Origin of the sequence: Candidatus Clostridium stratigraminis, assembly GCF_045310675.1 — a bacterium.
GTDB classification, from domain to species: domain Bacteria; phylum Bacillota; class Clostridia; order Clostridiales; family Clostridiaceae; genus Clostridium_AT; species Clostridium_AT stratigraminis.
Genome location: NZ_JBJHZZ010000009.1, coordinates 1 through 18,727, shown reverse-complemented (window position 1 = coordinate 18,727; position 18,727 = coordinate 1). Strand labels below are relative to the sequence as shown.

The window sequence follows — 18,727 nt, the reverse complement described above, 5'->3', positions numbered from 1 at the left end:
TTAATTATTATATCCACATAATTTAAAATCAATTTTTAATGTTTCCTAGTTTTCTTTTATTAAACATTAATAATGCTTGAATAACTATTATCCACAAAATAGAATTAGAAACTGAATCGTATCTATATGTTACTAGGGAAATAATAATAAATAGAGCGGTAAGAAACAGACCAACCTTTCTGTTTCTCATAATTAAATCTACTCTTGTTAATGTCATTTTAGGATTTAACACTGGTGCCTGATTCCATATACAATATAAAGATACACCACTTAAAATAAGCTTTGAAATAAAATTAGTTTTCAGATTAATACTCAAATAAATAACGCATGCTACAATAACTAATGCTGCAGCAAAACACCCTACCTGTGTGTCTTCGTGGTATCCTCCAATAAAAGGTTTTATTATAGCCATTGTACCAACAGCTACAGCAGCCTCAACAGAATGTCCCAATATACTGAAGAAAAATAATACTCCAAAAATCTTTAAGGTTTCAAACACTGTTATTCTTAAAGAATATTCTATTTGTTCTTCTAAATCTTTTGTATATTCATTTTTTCTCGAAATAAATGCTGCAAAATTTTTAATTAACCTTCTCACTGACATTCTCCCTAATATTACAAATTCTAAATAAACTCTTTATTTTAAGAGGCTTTGTAAGGAAGCTCAAGTATGAATTGCACAAATTCTCTATTATCCCTAATAGAAATCTTTCCATTACATTTGTTAAGAATATCCATTACTATGCTAAGCCCCAATCCTCTATCACCATTATTATCTTTTGTGCTAAATCCCGCCTCAAAAATCTTATTTCTAATTTCCTGCGGAATATTAGGGCCATTGTTACTTATCATAATAACAATCCCCATAGAATTATTATAACTATTATACTTAATGATTGGATTTTCAACCTTTTCTACTGCATCTATAGAATTTCTTATAATATTTGAAATGAGCTTTAAAAACTCATTTACTGTTAATGGTAACTTTTCATAGTCTGCACCATCAAGATTTATTACATTAATACCTGCATTAACGGCTAAATTCAATACAGGGGCAATGAGTGGGTTAGACTTTATATCAACATTTACTGCAGGAGTAAAAGTCTGATTTCTTTCTACAATGTTTTTTAAAAATTCGCCTAATCTGTCCATATCGCCAAGTCGATACATTCCATAAATACTGCTTATTTCACTTCCATGATCATGTTTTATCTTTTTAAGTTCAATAATTTTATTATTAAGAGCTTCGTTTAAGGCCTCCACTTCCTTTGCTTTCTCATTTATCTTTGCAAAATATATTGCTGCAAAAATAAAGCATATAAAGACTAGACTATATAAAAAAGCCTTAATTACTGGATTCATATTTTCCGTAATCCAGTCTAGAAAAAAAATATTTATGAAAAGCAAGGCATAGGTCATAATCTGTATGATAATTATTGAATGCTTGAGCCCCCTTAAATGCATAGCAAAATTAAGGATATATTTTCTTAATCTATAAAACAGTAAGTAAAATAAAAATATAGGAATGTATATAAAAATGAGCATGCTTAATTCATTGGTAATATTAATATTCAGTTTGCTAATATAGTATTGATAAATAGTTACTGTAAAATAACTGGTTATTGTAATAAGAAAATATGCTACAAAAAAACCTACAAAGACATCTATAATGGTTTTTCTATAAAATAGGATTAGTAGTAATAATGCTATAAGCAGTGCCAATAAGTTTGAAACATTTGGATTTATATTACTATAAGTAGTAAATAAGAAAATATCGCTAAATATTAGTGCACTTAAAATGATTACCTTAATTTTTGGTATTTTGTAATTTCCTGGGGCTATATAATTGCATATCCACACAAATAATAATGATTGGATGATAGTATTAAGAACGTCATAAATTCTTATCAACATAAAATCGTACCCATCCTTTGAATATTTAATAGGGACAGTAGTCTGTCCCTATTTCTGACAAACTTTTTGTTTTTAGCTATCGATTACGTTTTATAGATTCAGGAATTTCTTCAACAGCAACTAAATTTAATGATGCAGGACCTACAATAGTAATTAATGCTGCAATTCCTAAAAAAGTTGAACCAATAAGCTTATAGAATTTTTTCATATATCAACACCTCCAATCATAAATTAAATTATATTTTTTAAATTTATGCAGTTGTTTGTATAAAATAATCTTATATATTATTACTACATAAAATGTCAAAATCCTCTTTTATTGACAGTCTTTTTAATATTTAATTTTCTATTTACGTAATTACGGAATACTTTTCTATTTTCCTTGAATAAATTCTTCATATTGGTATATCTTTTACAAATTAGAAATTCCTCCATAGAAAACTTGTTAAAACATATTTTTAGCTTAATTTGTCAATAATAGTTACATATCTAAGAGGAGAGTGTTCATATTATTATGACTTTAGAAGAAAAAGCTAATATTATTTAAGATATAATGATGCCATTCAACTGTTGGAGGAAATAGAACCCTTTCTTGTTATTGACACTAAAAAGAAAAGAGCCCAAATGATTATTAACTAGTATAAGCAAACCAACCCAAGAAATGGGCGGTATTCTAAAAGTTTACTTCAGAAAAAAAACAATTTTACGAAGAATTCATTCAATTAAAATAAGCTCAGCATATTGCTGAGCTTTGTTTTTATGTATGGTGGAGGCGAGGGGTGTCGAACCCCTGTCCGAAAGTAGAAATACCTAAGCATCTCCGAGTGCAGTCCTTAGTTTAACATTCCCTCTGCCAGACGCCCAAGGACAGGCTTCTGGTTTTAGTAGCTTCATTATTCCCGTTCCCTAGGCAAAGCTTACTAGGGCTCGTTTCACCGCTGTCGACGCCAGGTTCCGGTTCGCGGTCCTACCGGGCTGACGTTAGCAGACTAAGCTGCTAAAGCTAAATTATCGTTATTTGCGTTTATATTTAGTCCTATAGTTTTTTAAGGCGGGTCCACAGGTTCCCTCCACTCGCTTCCTAGATACCCCTTACCCCCGTCGAAACCAAGCACGCCCCCATATTATGTGGAGTGCATAGAGAGATTGAAGTGTATCTATTATTAAGTTTTAATATACTCTCTTGCCTCAAGTACATTTATTATAATACAGCATATTATAATCATTATCAATATTTAAATAAAGGAAAAGTTAAAATTAAATATTTAATATCTCGATTTTTCCTTCATTTGTCTATCAATATCTCTCTTAGCAGCCTTTTCCAGCATATCATCTCTTTTGTCATAGTTATGTTTACCTTTGGCAACACCTAGGGATACCTTCACCATGCCATTTTTTAAGTATAGAGATAGTGGTACTAAGGTATACCCCTGCTGAGCTGATAAAGCCGCCAGCTTTATCAGCTCGTTTTTGTGAAGTAAAAGTTTTCTGTCTCTAAGAGGATCCTTATTAAATATATTGCCTTTTTCATAAGGGCTTACATGCATATTTCTAACAAAGGCTTCTCCATTTCTGATTTCCGCATAACTATCTTTAAGATTTGCTTTTCCAGCTCTAATTGATTTAACCTCTGTGCCAACTAATTCTATTCCAGCTTCCATTGCTTCTTCTATAAAATAATCGTGTCTTGCTTTTCTATTTTCTGCAACAGTTTTATTTTCTTTTTGCTTTGCCATATAATCACCAACTTAGTTAACTGTTAATATTATTAATTTAATAACTAATAAATACAATATAATTCTTTACTATATTATAATAACTAACATAAAATAAAGCAACACAAAAGATTTGCTGCGTTTATTTATAATTAATTTTCAAGTAATGGAATAGCAGCTAAATAAATAATTTTTTGACACCACTGTACGTTACAAGGCTTTAAAAAATATCTTTTGTATATAGATTTTATTCAAAAATCTATACACAAATAAAAACATATTTCACATACTATATAATTGCAAACAATATTTAGGAGCCAAAAGATGTACCATACTCATCACTATTCAGGCGATACTACAGTTAACGATGGTCACAGCCATAGATATAATGGAGAAACTTCAGCAGCGTCAACAGGAGTGCCCCATATTCATTATATAGCAGGTTATACCGATTTTGCTGATGGACATAGACACTACTATGCAATGCATACAACTCTAAACTATTACGTGCCTGGCGGTCATATTCATTTTATTTCAGGTCCAACCTATATAACCGAACAGCATTATCACTTTATTAAAGGCATAACCAGCAAACAATAATTACAGTTGCTAAGGATAGTAAAAATAGTGGACCTCATAGTTTTATATGCGGCCCACTATTTAAAATATATAAGGTGCTTTATACAAGATAACCATTAGACAAAGGTTTACATATGCAGCTTCGTACCCTGTATAAAATTATTCCATTTTGCCTTGTTTAAAATTTTTAAGCATTCTTATATAATGATTTGCTTCTCTAACTACGTGATCACCTAAAAGTGGGTAAGCTATTGATTTAATATGACACTGTATGAGTCCCTCAGTACCCTGTCTCTTAAAATCTCGTACATCCACAGTATTCTTAAGGCTTTTATCAGTTACCTGTGGAAGCAAGCCAATGTTTTCAGATAAGTTTTTTGCCTCCTGAGTAAGTTCGTCAAACTTCTTGCCAAAGTCGTTAGCAGTATCAAACAGTTTCTCTTCTGTGGGGTCTAGTAGTCCTCTTATAAATTTTGAGTGTTCAGCCATAATTCTATTCCAGAAGGTTTCTTGATAGGCAGCTTCCCTAGCTATATCAAACTCTTCCCTTTTTTGAAGCATATTAAGCATTCTAAGATAAAATTTAGCTTCCCTTAAAATATGGTCAATAAGCAGTGGATAGTTTGTTGTAAACATCCTGCAGGATAATACATTCTGAAGGATATTACTTTTAAAGCCTGCTATCTGTTGTGCTGCTCTTATAGCCCTGTTATTAATGTCCTCCACCATTCTTAGAGTATTCATAGAAATCGGTCTTGGACTACTGGAAGCCAGTGATGATTCCATTACAGTTATGTTTGTGTCAATTTTAATATCGGTATAAAATTGGGTTTTTCTTTCAGCATCTATTGTTAAATCAGTTACTAATTCACCAGATGTTGCAACTTCAGGACTGATTATTCCCGCTGACATCCTGGTAGTTTCTACAAGAAGCTGGCTGAATATATTCTTTAGCATTTCTGACTGTTCTATATACTGACTATCTCTTGTAGTAAAGCCTGCCTCTAAAAATATAGAGTGCTCTTTTGCTATTCTCATAAAGAACAAGTTTAGTTCCAAGGATTGTCTAACAAATTCACTGTTGGATAACATTACAAGCCCCCATGCATTTAATTATCATAATAAGATATGATTATAAATATTATTTTATTACATGAATAATAGACTTCTCTAAAATGTTAAAACTATAAAAGAGACTGCTTTAACAGTCTCTTTTAGTTAATCTATATTTTCACTTAAATTTAAAGTACTTTCCCCTTCAAATTCCTTTACTGATATTATTTTGTTTTCTGACTTTTTCTTTCCCACTACTTCCTTCTCTTCATCAACGAGTTCAAAATAAATTTCTCTAAATTCTATATCAACTTTAGAGACCTTAATTCTCACTTCATCTCCTAGCCTATAAATCTTTTTAGTTTTCTCCCCTATTAGACTTAGGTGTTTTTCATCATAAATATAATAGTCATCCTCTAGATTACTCATATGAACTAATCCCTCTATAGTATTAGGTAGTTCCACAAAGAAGCCAAAGCCTGTTACTGAAGATATAATGCCTTCGTATTCTTCATCAATCCTCTCAGCCATATACTCTGCTTTCTTAAGATCATCCACTTCTCTTTCAGCATCCTGTGCTAGTCTTTCCATCTCCGAGGATTGCTTTGAAGCATATTCCACCTCTTTATTGAGTCTTTCTATTCTTTTATCATCTATTTTCCCATTTATATATTCTTTTATTATTCTATGAATAATAAGGTCTGGATACCTTCTTATTGGAGAGGTAAAGTGGCAATAATATCTGGCTGCTAAGCCGAAGTGCCCGCTGCATTCAGGGGAATATCTCGCCTGTTTTAATGATCGAAGTAGTAGAGTGCTTACCACAGTTTCTTCTTTTTTTCCTTTAACTTTTTCAATTATCTCCTGTAGGGACTTAGGGTGTACTTCCTTGCTCCACCTTACTGTGTAACCAAGGTTGTGAACAAATTCATGGAAGTTAGATAATTTTTCTTCATCTGGGTCTTCATGAACTCTATAGACAAAGGGTATATTTGCCCAGAAAATATGCTCTGCAATAGTTTCATTGCAAGCTAGCATAAATTCTTCGATTATCCTGTTTGCTATTTCCCTTTCATAAGGGCTAATATCAATTGGTTTTCCTTTATCATTTAAAATAATCTTACTTTCATCAAAATCAAAGTCTATTGCACCTCTTGACATTCTTTTCTTGTATAGGATACTGCATAGTTCTTCCATAAGCTTAAAGTCTTCGTAAAGATAATCATATCTTATTATAAGTTCTTCATCCTTATCTTTAAGTATCTTAGTAACATCTGTATAGGTCATTCTTTCCTTAGTCTTTATTATACTTTCAACAATTCTATGATCTAACACCTTTCCGCTTTTATCTATTTCCATAAAACAACTTAGTGCTAGTCTATCAACCTTTGGATTTAAACTACAAATACCATTTGAGAGTTTTTTGGGCAGCATAGGAATAACTCTGTCAATAAGATAAACAGAAGTTGCTCTTTTAAGCGCTTCTCTGTCTAGTGGATTTTTTCCCCTTACATAATGTGATACATCTGCAATATGTACTCCCAGCCTATAATCACCATTTTCTAGCCTTTCTATAGATACAGCATCATCTAAATCCTTTGCATCTTCCCCGTCTATAGTTACTAATTTAAGCTGCCTTAAATCTTCTCTTCTAGAATACTCTTCATTTGGAATTGCATCAGGTATATTTTCTGCATAGGCCTCAACCTTAGGAGGAAATTCCTCTGGAAGACCATACTTTTTGATGATAGTTAAAATATCTATTCCTCTATCTCCCTTATTGCCTAATATCTGTTTAACCTTACCCTCGGGATTTCTCCTACCGTCTGGCCAAGAGATAATCTCAACAATAACTACTTGACCTGTTATAGCACCGCTTCTAAAATTTTTAGGAATAAAGATATCCTGATGAATCCTCTTGTCATCTGCAACAACAAAGCCAAAATTTCTGCTATCTTCATAGGTACCAATAATGTTCTTGTTTGCTCTATGAAGAATTCTTTCAATTTCACCTTCTCTTCTCCTGCCTGCATTTTCTTCTCTTAAAACCTTAGCAATTACTTTATCACCATGCATTGCCCCATACATATTGGCTATAGGTATGAATACATCTGGTTCACCATTTTCCGGTATAACAAAGCCATAACCCTTTTGATGTCCCTGGAGCTTTCCTATAACTAAACCCATTTTTTCAGGCAATCCATATAAATTGGACTTAATCCTTATTAAGTCTCCATCAGCTTCCATATCTTCAAGCACATTTTCAAACATTCTTATATCTTCTTTATTAATATTAAGTGCGCTTGCAATTTCATATAAAGAAATAGGCTTATAAGTTTTTTCTCTCATTAATTCTAATACAGCTTCTCTTATATTCAAAATTATCCCTCCTTTTAGTGGTCACAAAACTGGGTAATTAACCACGTTCGTTCCCTTACAGGCACTGGGTAACTTAAAATATTCCCTATCGCTCACAAGTTACCCGTAAAAGTTCATTTAGAACTTTTACCTCGCAAATTACCCGTTAAAGCCCATTTAGGGCTTTAACCTCCTTGCATAAAAATAGATATATTCTATTTTTGGTATAAACAAAAAATATATTCACATTATTAGTAAACCTATCCAATTTATTTTATTAAAATAAAAAAGTACAGTCAATGACTATACTTTTAGCAAATCTATTATTTTACCAAACTTAAGGCTATTACTACTAGTGCAAATAATATAGCAGTTATTACAGTAACTCTAGCCATTATTGCTTCATAAGACTTTGCTTTATTTTTACTGTAATATGTATCAGCAGTTCCTCCACCTATAAAACCTGATAGGCCGTTGGATTTACTTGGCTGCATAAGCACAGAAACAATTAAAATTATAGAAATAATTACAAGAGCAATTATAAGTGGAATACGCATTAAAAATACCTCCCATACAAATCATGTAATCCCATTGTATCATAGTATCAAATATTTTACAACTTAATAAAATATATAAATTTCCAAAAAAAGTGGAGCAGTTAAGCTCCACATATTTTTTACTACTTTTTGATGTTGTAAAATGCTTTTAAGCCTCTATATTCTGCCATATCTCCAAGTTCTTCTTCAATTCTAAGTAGCTGATTATATTTTGCAACTCTTTCACTTCTTGCAGGTGCACCAGTCTTAATTTGACCAGCGTTCATAGCTACAACTAAATCTGCAATTGTAGTATCTTCTGTTTCACCGCTTCTATGAGAAACTACAGCTGTATAACCAGCTCTCTCAGCCATTTCAATAGCATTTAAAGTCTCAGTTAAAGTACCAATTTGGTTAAGTTTTATAAGAATTGAATTAGCAGTTCCTCTTTCAATACCCATTTGAAGTCTTTCTGTATTAGTTACGAATAAATCGTCACCAACTAATTGAATCTTGCTGCCAAGCTTTTCAGTAATAAGCTTCCAGCCTTCCCAATCTTCTTCTGCCATACCATCTTCAATTGAGATTATTGGGTACTTATTTACTAAATCAACATAGAAATCTACCATTTCGGCAGGAGTAAGAACTTTTCCTTCTCCCTTTAAGTTATACTTTCCATCTTCAAATAACTCTGATGATGCTGGATCTAGAGCTATATAAATATCTTTTCCTGGAACATATCCAGCCTTTTCTATAGCTTCAATTATAACTTGAATAGCTTCTTCATTGGATTTTAAGTTTGGGGCAAAGCCGCCTTCATCACCAACACCAGTTTCATAACCCTTAGCTTTTAAGGATGATTTTAGCGCATGGTAAACTTCTGCACTCATTCTTAATGCTTCGCTAAAGGATGCTGCACCTGCAGGCATAACCATAAATTCTTGAAGGTCAACGTTGTTATCAGCATGTTTTCCACCATTGATTATGTTCATCATTGGAACTGGAAGAACTTTTGCATTAACTCCACCTACATATTGATATAATGGAAGTCCTAAGTAATTAGCAGCTGCATGTGCACAGGCAAGTGAAACTCCTAGCATAGCATTAGCACCAAGTCTTCCTTTATTTTTAGTTCCGTCTAATTCGATCATAGTTTTATCAATAGAAACTTGATCAAAGATGTTCATTCCAATTAATTCTGGAGCAATAGTATTGTTTACGTTATCTACTGCTTTTAATACACCTTTACCATTAAACTTTGTTTTATCTCCATCTCTTAATTCTACAGCTTCAAATATACCAGTGGAAGCTCCAGATGGTACAGCAGCTCTGCCGATTGTTCCATCCTCGAGAGTAACTTCTACCTCTACAGTTGGGAAGCACCTTGAATCTAGAATTTGTCGTGCAGTTACATCTACAATGTCAACATGAATTTTCATTATTAAAAACTCCCTTCAAATATGTATATAATCTGCAAGATCCAGTAAATTGTAATATCCAAAATAACATTTACATGTACCTTGCAGTATATTAGCTTTAATTATTTTATTAATGATTTACCTGTCATTTCTCCTGGAACGGTCAGTCCCATTACACCTAACATAGTAGGTGCTATATCTGATAAAATACCTGTTCTTAATTCTTTACCTATTGCCTCTTTTGAAACATAAATAAATGGAACAGGATCAGTTGTATGAGCTGTCATAGGATCTCCAGTTGAATAATCTATCATTTGTTCAGCATTTCCATGATCTGCTGTAATGAAAACTGTGCCATCCTTTTCTAATACCTTTTCAACAATTTTTCCAAGGCATACATCAACAGCTTCAATAGCATTTTTAGCAGCTTCAAATACACCTGTATGACCAACCATATCTGGATTTGCGTAGTTTAAGATTACCATATCATATCCATCACTGTCAATTCTTTTCAAAAGCTCCTCAGTTACTTCATAGGCACTCATTTCAGGTTTTAAATCATAGGTTGCTACCTTTGGAGATGGAATAAGCGCTCTATCTTCTCCTTTATTTGGAGCTTCAACACCGCCATTAAAAAAGAAGGTTACATGGGCATATTTTTCAGTTTCAGCTATTCTAAGCTGAGTTTTACCGCATTTGCTTACATATTCCCCCAGGGTATTTGCATAGGATTCAGGTTTATAAGCAACAGTTACATTTTCTAGTGTTTTATCATACTGAGTCATACAAACATAATTTAAGTTTAAAGCTTCTCTTTCAAATCCATCAAACACCTTATCATTTATTGCTCTAGTTATTTCCCTTGCTCTATCTGGTCTAAAATTAAAGAAAATTACTGAGTCCCCGTTTGATATTTTAGCTGTAGGTTTACCATTTTCTAAGATTACTGTTGGTAATATAAATTCATCTGTTTTATTGTCATGATAGGATTTTTCAACACCCTCAAGAGCTGAAGCTGCTGTTTCTCCTTCACATAATACAATAGCATTATAAGCAAGCTGCACTCTTTCCCAGCGCTTATCTCTATCCATTGCATAATATCTCCCAGATATAGTTGCTATTTTTCCTATTCCTATTTCTTTTAAATAATCTTCTAACTCAATAATATAATTCTTAGCAGAACCTGGCTGAACATCTCTTCCATCAAGGAAAGCATGTATATATACCTTATTAAGTCCTCTATTCTTTGCAAGTTTAATAAGAGCCTTAAGATGATCTATATGAGAATGAACCCCACCATCTGATAAAAGTCCTAAAATATGCAGTGAATTTCCACTTTTAATAGCCTTGTCAATAGCATCTATAAATTCCTCTTTTTCAAAAAAATCTCCATCTTCTATTGCTTTAGTTATTCTTGTCAATTCCTGATATATTATTCTGCCAGCGCCTATATTCAAATGTCCGACCTCTGAATTACCCATTTGTCCTCTTGGTAGACCAACATCCAAGCCGCTAGCCCCAAGCTCAGTTCTTGGGTAATTGTTGTAATATCTATCAAAGTTTGGCTTATAAGCTGCAGTTACTGCATTACCATCTTCTTTATCTGATATTCCAAATCCATCTAAAATCATTAACATAACTGGTTTCTTTGACACGGCTATTCCCCCTCGTTAAAAGTTTACGATTGCTGCAAAATCAGCAGCAACTAAACTCGCCCCTCCAACTAATGCTCCATCTATATCAGATTTAGCCATTTGTTCACCTATAGTTGAAGGCTTAACAGAACCACCATATTGAATTCTTACTTTATCTGAAGTTTCTGTTCCATATAAATTAGTTACAACTTTTCTGATATATGAAATTGTATCATTAGCTTGATCAGAAGTAGCAGTTTTACCTGTGCCTATTGCCCAAATAGGTTCATAGGCAATAACAATTTTCTCAACCTGCTCTTTATTAAGTCCTGCTAAGTCAAGCTTTATTTGCCTTCCAATAACTTCTTCAGTAATATCTGCCTCTCTTTCATATAGAGATTCACCGATGCAAAGGATTGGAATAATATTGTGAGCAAAAGCTGCCTTTAGCTTCTTATTAACAGTTTCATCTGTTTCATTAAAATATTGTCTTCTTTCACTATGTCCTATTATAACGTAGTCTACTCCTAGAGCCTCAAGCATATTAGGAGCCACTTCACCAGTAAATGCACCTTTTTCTTCAAAGTGTATATTTTGTGCTCCTACTTTTATATTTGATCCTTTTGCTGCCTTTACAACAGCATCAAGGCATACAAACGTTGGGCATACCACAACTTCACATTTAGCGTCTTTAACTAGCGGCTTTATTTCTTCTATAAAGCTAACAGCTTCATTAACAGTTTTATGCATTTTCCAATTACCTGCAATAATTGGTTTTCTCATTAAAACCCCTCCTATTTTATGAATTAGCAATTAATAATGAATTATAAGCTTATAAATATAACATAAGAGTTGTAAGTTTTCTTGAAAATTCATTATTAATAACCAAATATATTATATCATAATTACACATTTTGTAAACTTAATTGATAACAATTCTTAACTGCAAATTGTAAGCTTCTATTTATCATTAAGGGCAGCTATACCAGGAAGCTCTTTTCCTTCCAAGAATTCAAGTGATGCACCGCCACCAGTGGAAATATGTGTCATTTTGTTTCCGAATCCAAGGTTATTTACTGCTGCTGCGCTGTCTCCTCCACCAATAATTGTCGTTGCTCCTGAAGCAGCCATAGCTTTAGCAACTGCGACTGTACCATCTGCAAAATTCTTAAATTCTGCGACACCCATTGGTCCATTCCAAATAACTGTTTTTGCATCTTTAATAGCATCGGCAAAAAGAGCTTCTGATTTTGGTCCTATATCAAGCCCCATAAATCCTTCTGGAACATTTTGATCTTCAGTAATTTTAGCATCTACATCAGCATATTCTGGTGCAACTCTATTATCAACAGGCAATAGAAGTTTAACACCTTTTGCCTTAGCTTTTTCCATCATTTCTTTTGCATAGCCTAATCTTTCTTCATCAAGTAGTGACTTGCCTATTTCAAAGCCTTGAGCCTTAAAGAAAGTATAAGCCATGCCGCCGCCAATTATTAAAGTATCAACTTTTTCTAATAGATTATCTATAACGGCAATTTTATCAACTACCTTTGCACCACCTAAAATAGCACAGAAAGGTTTTGTAGGATTCTCAACTGCATCTCCAAGAAATTTTAATTCCTTTTGTATTAAGCAACCACAAACAGCAGTTTTTACAAACTTAGTAACTCCCACTGTTGAACAATGAGCTCTGTGAGCTGTTCCAAAGGCATCATTTACATATACATCTGCAAGTGAAGCTAAATCCATTGAAAAGGAATCCTCATTTTTGCCCTCTTCTTTTCTAAATCTTGTGTTTTCAAGAAGGATAACGTCTCCATCTTTAGCTTTTTCTACAGCTCTTCTTGCATTGTCTCCAACTACATTGTCATCAGCTGCAAATAATACTTCTTTCCCTAATAGCTCGGATAACTTAATAGCAACAGGAGCTAGTGTTAGGCTAGGGTCTGGGCCTTTAGCCTTTCCTAAATGAGAACAAAGTATTACCTTCGCACCATTCTTAATTAAATAGTTAATCGTAGGAAGTGCGCCATTTAACCTGTTTAAATCAGTTATGTTTCCATCTTTCATGGGCACATTGAAATCACATCTAACTAATACTCTTTTGCCTTTAACATCAATATCTTCTATTGTCTTTTTATTGAAATTCATGATTTAATCTCCTTTAACATAAAATTTAATAAAATAACAAAGAAAGGTCTGGGTTTATAGCCCTAACTACAAAACCAGACCTTAATAATCTTATTATAGTCTATCTGCAACAAACTTAGTTAAGTCCGCTAGTCTGTTTGAATAACCCCATTCATTATCATACCATGATACAACTTTAACCATATTTCCGCCTATAACCATTGTTGATGGAGCATCAATAATTGATGATCTTTCATCTTGTCTATAGTCCATAGAAACAAGTGGAAGTTCTTCGTATCCAAGTATTCCTTTTAATGAACCCTCAGAAGCCTTCTTAAATGCAGCATTAACTTCTTCTACAGTTACATCCTTTGAAAGTTCAGCTACTAAATCTGTGCAAGATACTGTTGGAGTTGGAACTCTAAGTGAGAATCCATTTAACTTTCCTTTTAATTCTGGAAGAACTAGTGCAACAGCCTTAGCTGCTCCTGTTGTAGTTGGAATCATGCTTTCTGCTGCTGCCCTTGCTCTTCTTAAATCACTGTGAGGGGCATCAAGTATCTTTTGGTCATTTGTATAAGAGTGAACAGTTGTCATAAGTCCCTTAACGATTCCAAATTCTTCATGAAGAACTTTGGCAAATGGTGCTAAGCAGTTTGTTGTACAAGATGCATTTGAAATTATGTTATGCTCTGCTGGTACATATTTGTCTTCATTAACACCTAGAACTATTGTTATATCTTCATTCTTAGCTGGTGCTGAAATTAATACCTTCTTTACTCCTGCTTGCTCCATATGTGCTTTAGCTTTTGTTGCATCAGTATAGAAACCAGTGGATTCTATTATTATTTCTGCTCCTACAGTTGCCCATGGAATGTTCTTTGCTTCTTTTTCTGCAAAAATCTTTATTTCTTTACCATCTACTATTATAGAACTCTCTGTAGCTTCTACAGTTCCTTCATATTTTCCAAATAATGAGTCAAATTTTAAAAGATGTGCAAGTGTTGCAGGTGTAGTTAAGTCATTTATAGCTACTACTTGTAATTCACTGCCATAGTTTTTAACTAATGCCTTAAACACATTTCTTCCTATTCTTCCAAATCCATTAATACCAACTTTAACCATTTGATATTTACCTCCTAATAATAAAATATTTATAATTATATATAAAATATAATTTGACAAAATTTAAATAATATACACTAGAAACTATTAGCTTATTCTAATCTATTGAGTATATTTATTATTTCCAGTGCTGCACCTTCATCAGTAATTAAGGTGCTGTTTGTTATATTTTTTTGGGTGGCTACTATTGCCTCTGCTTTACCTTTCCCTGCTGCAACTGCAACTAGATTTTCAATTGCTTTTAGTGAATTCCCATCAACAACAATTGAAGAGGTTGCACAAATTACTTTCCCATTTCTATCAAAATAATAACCAAAAGCTTCACCAACTGCTCCCTTAGATTTTAGTTCTATGATTTTATCAGGCGGAAGCTCTCTTCTTGCTGCCATTTCATCAGCTTTGCCAATACCGTATATTAATATATTTGAACTCCTAATATTTTTAACAATTTCTTTAACTTCTTTTTCATTAAGTAAAGAATTTAAAGCAGTAGAGCTAATGTTATCTGGTATATGAAGAAGTTTATAATTACCATTTAATTTTTTTGCAAAACTAGCAGCCAAGTTATTTGCCTGAATTTCTACACTTCTACCCATTCCACCTCTTGCAGGAATTACGAGAACATTATTGAGATTTGGAGTCTTATGTATATTGTCAATTACTGCTTTTACTGTAGAACCTCCAGTTATGGCTATAATACAATTATCTTTAAATAGATTTTTTAGAAATATGGAAGCCGATTTCCCTATTTCAGTTATTACAGTATTGTCTTCATCAACATCTCCTGGAACAATAATAACATTCTTTAAGCTTAACTTTTCCTTAATAACCTTTTCAATATCTGAAAGGCCCTTAAATTCATGAATAAGATCCTTAAGCTTTTCAATTATTTCTTCTCCATCCTTGGTGATGGTCATTCCTGGAGTATTTATCTCTATTAAGTTTTCCTCCTTGAAAAAGTTTATCTCGCTTCTGACAATTCTTTCTCCCACACCAAGCTTATTTGCAAGAATTCTCCGCCCAATGGGTTGATTATAATAAATTGTTCTAAGAATATTATACCTTTTATTAAGCAAGTCAACGGCTTCAGGTACAATCTTTTGTGCTAACTTCATAATTTCATTCAATTGCTACACCTCTTTGGTCATTGAATGTCCCAGTCATTCATTTCTTGTCCCACTTATATTATAAATTAAATACTAATTTTTTTAAATTAGTATTTTTAAAAAATTTGTTAATAAAGTGTTAACAAATAAAAAACAGGTTTCATTACTTTAGTACCTCTTTCTTCTACTTGAGGACTTTAATCCTAATTCCTCTCTATATTTTGCAACAGTTCTTCTAGAAATATTCATACCTTTTTCATTTAGTATACCACAAATACCTTGGTCTGAATATGGATTGGTCTTATCTTCTGAATCAATTAAAAGTTTAATTTCTTTTTTTATTAGGTTTGTAGAAATATCCTGAGTATTGTCTTTAGAAGATAAGCCTAAGGTAAATAAATCCTTTATCTTAATTGTACCTTTACTTATATTTATAAATTTGTCCTTAATTGCTCGGCTTACAGTAGATTCATGTATACCTAGGTTATCAGCAATGTCTTTTAAGGTCATTGGCTTTAGAAAATCATCTCCATATTCAAAATAATCCTTTTGAAATTCCACAATTTTTTCTACTACTCTATAAATTGTTGATTTCCTATATTCTATACTTTTCATTAAAAAAACAGCATTATCTATTTTCTGTTTAACATATTCCACCGCTTTTTTATCACTATCATTACTAAGAATTTCTTTATAAATCGGGTTTATTCTTAGGCCTGGTGTAATGGCTTCATTAATTATTACTTCATGTTTACCATTTATATTTTTAATATAAGCGTCTGGTAGTATAAACTTTGTTTCCTCTCCATCATAAAATCCACTTGAAGGTTTTGGTTCTAATTTTTTTATAATATCTGCATATTCTTGAACTATCTTTAACTCAACATTAAGCATCTTTGCTATTTTATTATATTTATTTTCAGCTATATCTTCCATATGATTTTCTATAATAGCTAATAAAGTCTCATCAATAATATTTTTTCTCTTAAGCTGAAGCTTTAAACATTCCTCTAAGTTCCTTGCACCAATTCCAGCAGGATCCAAGTCCTGTATGATTCTTAAAGCATGAGATACGAATTTTTCTTCGATTCTAAGGTTCATTGCCATATCCTTTACTTCTTCATCTAAATAGCCTTTTTCATCTAAGTTGTCTATAATATTATAGCAAATACTTCTATAGAAATCATTTACATTTAATTCATTAATCTGCTCTCGTAAAAATTGTCTTAGAGACTTTTTTTCAGAAATAAAATAAAAAGGTGAAACTTCCTCATCTGTATTTTCATTATTATAATAAGTTTTATCTTTTTTTAGAAAGTCCATAAATTCTTTATACTCCATGGTGGAATTATTATCTTTATTCTCATCAGCATACTCAAGTACAGGATTTTCCAAAACCTCATTTTCTATATGCTCCTTGAGCTCAATGCTTGACATTTGCAGAAGTTTTACTGAAAGCTGCATTTCCTGGGTCATTATAAGCTTTTGTTCTTGAGTTAAAGATAATTCAAAGTTCATAGCCATCTCTTTCACCACCTGAAGAAATAAAATTCATTTAATACACCTATAATAACATTTTTTCAATAATAAGAAAATAAAAACTCGCAGGTTAATGACCTGCGAGTTCTATTTATAAGCTATTAAAATTATCTCTCACCCTTAACGTAAGGAGTTCCATCAGCAGCTGGAGCCTGAGTCTTACCTATAAATCCAGCAAGTGCAAGCATTGTTAGAACATAAGGGAACATTGCATATATTTCTTGCGGAAGACTCCATCCAAAGCCTTGAGCTTTCATCTGAAAGGCATCTGCAAAACCAAATAGTAAACATGCCCACATAGTTCCTTTAGGTGTCCAGTTGCCAAAGATAAGTGCCGCTAATGCTATAAATCCACGTCCTGAAACCATACCCTCCCTATAAAGAGGTGTAATTCCAAGTGACAGCGCTGCACCACCTAATCCTGCAAGAGCACCAGATAATACAACACAGGAATATCTTATTTTATAAACACTTATACCTAAAGTATCTGCAGCAGCAGGATGCTCTCCTACCGATCTTATTCTAAGTCCAATAGGGGTTTTATATAAGACATAGGATACGATAAATACAAGTACAATTGCAAGTATTACAAACCAATTTAGCTGAGATAGTAAATCTCCAATAACTGGAATACCTTTAATAAATTTAGGTAAGTCATAAGGCAGTGAGTTTACTAAATCTGTCTGTCCGCCTTTTTTAAAAACCTTATATATCATAAAGGATGCAAAAGCTGTGGAAAAAAGATTTATTGCAGTACCTGATATAACCTGGTCTGCTCGAAGGTGAATACTTAAAAATGCATGAATGAGTCCAAGCCCTGCCCCTGCTGCCATACCAATTAATATACCAAGCAGTGGACTTCCTGTAAGATAAGTACCAAGTACAGCAAAAAAGGCACCTATTGTCATCATCCCTTCAAGTCCAATGTTAACAACTCCTGATCTTTCAGAAAATACTCCTCCGAGACCTGCAAAAATAAGAGGTGTTGCCATTCTTAAAGTAGCTGCTAATAACGCAACAATAACTGTAATACTAGCCATTTATCATCACCTTCTTCTTTCTCTTTTCTCCAATAAATTTGACAATATAATCTGTAGCAACAAATATTATTATTATAGATTGAATTAAATAAACAATTTCCTTGGGAATACTATTAAGCTGTAATATTTTTGAGCTGCTGTTTAGTGCACCAAAAAGTACTGCTGAGAAAATGCAGGCAACTGGGTTACTCTTAGCTAAAAGTGCAACAGCCATACCATCAAAACCGAAGCCTGGTAAAGCCATAAAGTTTTGTGTTTGATGTAAAATACCAGAAACGTGTACTGCACCGCCCATACCAGCAATTGCACCTGAAAATACCATTGCTAGTATTGTATTTTTTGATATATTAATTCCGCCATATTCTGCGCCATGTGGATTAATTCCAACTGCTCTTAGTTCATAACCTATAGTAGTTTTCCATAAAATCCAATAAATTAAGAAGGCAACAACTATTCCAATAAATAGTCCAACATTTACTCTACCTGAACTACTAAGTCTTAAGAGTTCTGCACTTTTTTGAATTAGAGGTGTAGCTGACTTATCTGCCACGCCAAAAGGAGTTCTTAAGATTATGAAGTT

At 32.8% G+C, this 18,727-nt stretch carries 17 protein-coding genes and 1 other RNA gene; 1 reads left to right on the top strand and 17 read right to left on the bottom strand.

Going from position 1 to position 18,727, the window contains the following annotated elements; all coding sequences use genetic code 11:
• Window positions 1–28: 28 nt before the first annotated feature.
• From ACJDUG_RS12365 to smpB, 5 genes are all read right to left on the bottom strand, one after another.
• Entirely contained in the window at window positions 29–598 is a 570-nt protein-coding gene (locus ACJDUG_RS12365; protein WP_406770189.1) for an accessory gene regulator ArgB-like protein, read from the bottom strand.
• 44 nt (window positions 599–642) lie between these two features.
• A complete protein-coding gene (locus tag ACJDUG_RS12360) occupies window positions 643–1,419 on the bottom strand; it encodes a sensor histidine kinase (protein WP_406770188.1) in 777 nt (258 codons plus the stop codon).
• Window positions 1,420–1,990: 571 nt separating this feature from the next.
• Complete coding sequence (locus tag ACJDUG_RS12355; protein ID WP_406770187.1) at window positions 1,991–2,122, bottom strand: hypothetical protein; 132 nt, start codon at window positions 2,120–2,122, stop codon at window positions 1,991–1,993.
• 556 nt (window positions 2,123–2,678) lie between these two features.
• Window positions 2,679–3,035: a transfer-messenger RNA gene (gene ssrA, locus ACJDUG_RS12350) on the bottom strand.
• 144 nt (window positions 3,036–3,179) lie between these two features.
• On the bottom strand, window positions 3,180–3,650 hold the full coding sequence (gene smpB, locus ACJDUG_RS12345; protein ID WP_406770186.1) for an SsrA-binding protein SmpB: 471 nt from the start codon (window positions 3,648–3,650) through the stop codon (window positions 3,180–3,182).
• Between the two features lie 303 nt (window positions 3,651–3,953).
• On the opposite strand from smpB, the gene ACJDUG_RS12340 reads away from it, so the two are divergent.
• Window positions 3,954–4,229 (top strand): YmaF family protein, encoded by a 276-nt coding sequence (locus ACJDUG_RS12340; RefSeq protein WP_406770185.1) that lies wholly within the window; start codon window positions 3,954–3,956, stop codon window positions 4,227–4,229.
• A 138-nt stretch (window positions 4,230–4,367) separates the two neighbouring features.
• Here the strand turns inward: ACJDUG_RS12340 and ACJDUG_RS12335 are convergent, their stop codons facing one another.
• From ACJDUG_RS12335 to ACJDUG_RS12280, 12 genes are all read right to left on the bottom strand, one after another.
• Window positions 4,368–5,300: a DUF2935 domain-containing protein gene (locus ACJDUG_RS12335; protein ID WP_406770184.1), complete on the bottom strand. Its 933-nt coding sequence runs from the start codon at window positions 5,298–5,300 to the stop codon at window positions 4,368–4,370.
• 126 nt (window positions 5,301–5,426) lie between these two features.
• A complete protein-coding gene (gene rnr, locus ACJDUG_RS12330; protein WP_406770183.1) occupies window positions 5,427–7,640 on the bottom strand; it encodes a ribonuclease R in 2,214 nt (737 codons plus the stop codon).
• A gap of 302 nt (window positions 7,641–7,942) precedes the next feature.
• Window positions 7,943–8,176, bottom strand: coding sequence for a preprotein translocase subunit SecG (gene secG, locus ACJDUG_RS12325; protein WP_406770182.1), 234 nt, complete (start codon window positions 8,174–8,176; stop codon window positions 7,943–7,945).
• A 122-nt stretch (window positions 8,177–8,298) separates the two neighbouring features.
• On the bottom strand, window positions 8,299–9,594 hold the full coding sequence (gene eno, locus ACJDUG_RS12320) for a phosphopyruvate hydratase (RefSeq protein ID WP_406770181.1): 1,296 nt from the start codon (window positions 9,592–9,594) through the stop codon (window positions 8,299–8,301).
• Between the two features lie 101 nt (window positions 9,595–9,695).
• A complete protein-coding gene (gene gpmI, locus ACJDUG_RS12315) occupies window positions 9,696–11,228 on the bottom strand; it encodes a 2,3-bisphosphoglycerate-independent phosphoglycerate mutase (protein WP_406770180.1) in 1,533 nt (510 codons plus the stop codon).
• A gap of 15 nt (window positions 11,229–11,243) precedes the next feature.
• A complete protein-coding gene (tpiA, locus tag ACJDUG_RS12310) occupies window positions 11,244–11,990 on the bottom strand; it encodes a triose-phosphate isomerase (protein ID WP_406770179.1) in 747 nt (248 codons plus the stop codon).
• Between the two features lie 177 nt (window positions 11,991–12,167).
• Window positions 12,168–13,358, bottom strand: a complete 1,191-nt coding sequence (locus ACJDUG_RS12305) for a phosphoglycerate kinase (RefSeq protein WP_406770178.1) — start codon at window positions 13,356–13,358, stop codon at window positions 12,168–12,170.
• Between the two features lie 93 nt (window positions 13,359–13,451).
• A complete protein-coding gene (gap, locus tag ACJDUG_RS12300; protein ID WP_406770177.1) occupies window positions 13,452–14,462 on the bottom strand; it encodes a type I glyceraldehyde-3-phosphate dehydrogenase in 1,011 nt (336 codons plus the stop codon).
• A 92-nt stretch (window positions 14,463–14,554) separates the two neighbouring features.
• The gene (locus tag ACJDUG_RS12295) at window positions 14,555–15,589 is read right to left on the bottom strand and encodes a sugar-binding transcriptional regulator (RefSeq protein WP_406770176.1); all 1,035 of its coding nucleotides are present in this window, start codon (window positions 15,587–15,589) and stop codon (window positions 14,555–14,557) included.
• A 147-nt stretch (window positions 15,590–15,736) separates the two neighbouring features.
• Window positions 15,737–17,086, bottom strand: a complete 1,350-nt coding sequence (gene rpoN / locus ACJDUG_RS12290; protein WP_406770281.1) for an RNA polymerase factor sigma-54 — start codon at window positions 17,084–17,086, stop codon at window positions 15,737–15,739.
• A gap of 128 nt (window positions 17,087–17,214) precedes the next feature.
• The gene (locus ACJDUG_RS12285; protein WP_406770175.1) at window positions 17,215–18,147 is read right to left on the bottom strand and encodes an ABC transporter permease; all 933 of its coding nucleotides are present in this window, start codon (window positions 18,145–18,147) and stop codon (window positions 17,215–17,217) included.
• A partial coding sequence (locus ACJDUG_RS12280; protein WP_406770174.1) for an ABC transporter permease occupies window positions 18,140–18,727 on the bottom strand: 588 nt, incomplete at its 5' end. The genes ACJDUG_RS12285 and ACJDUG_RS12280, both read right to left, overlap by 8 nt.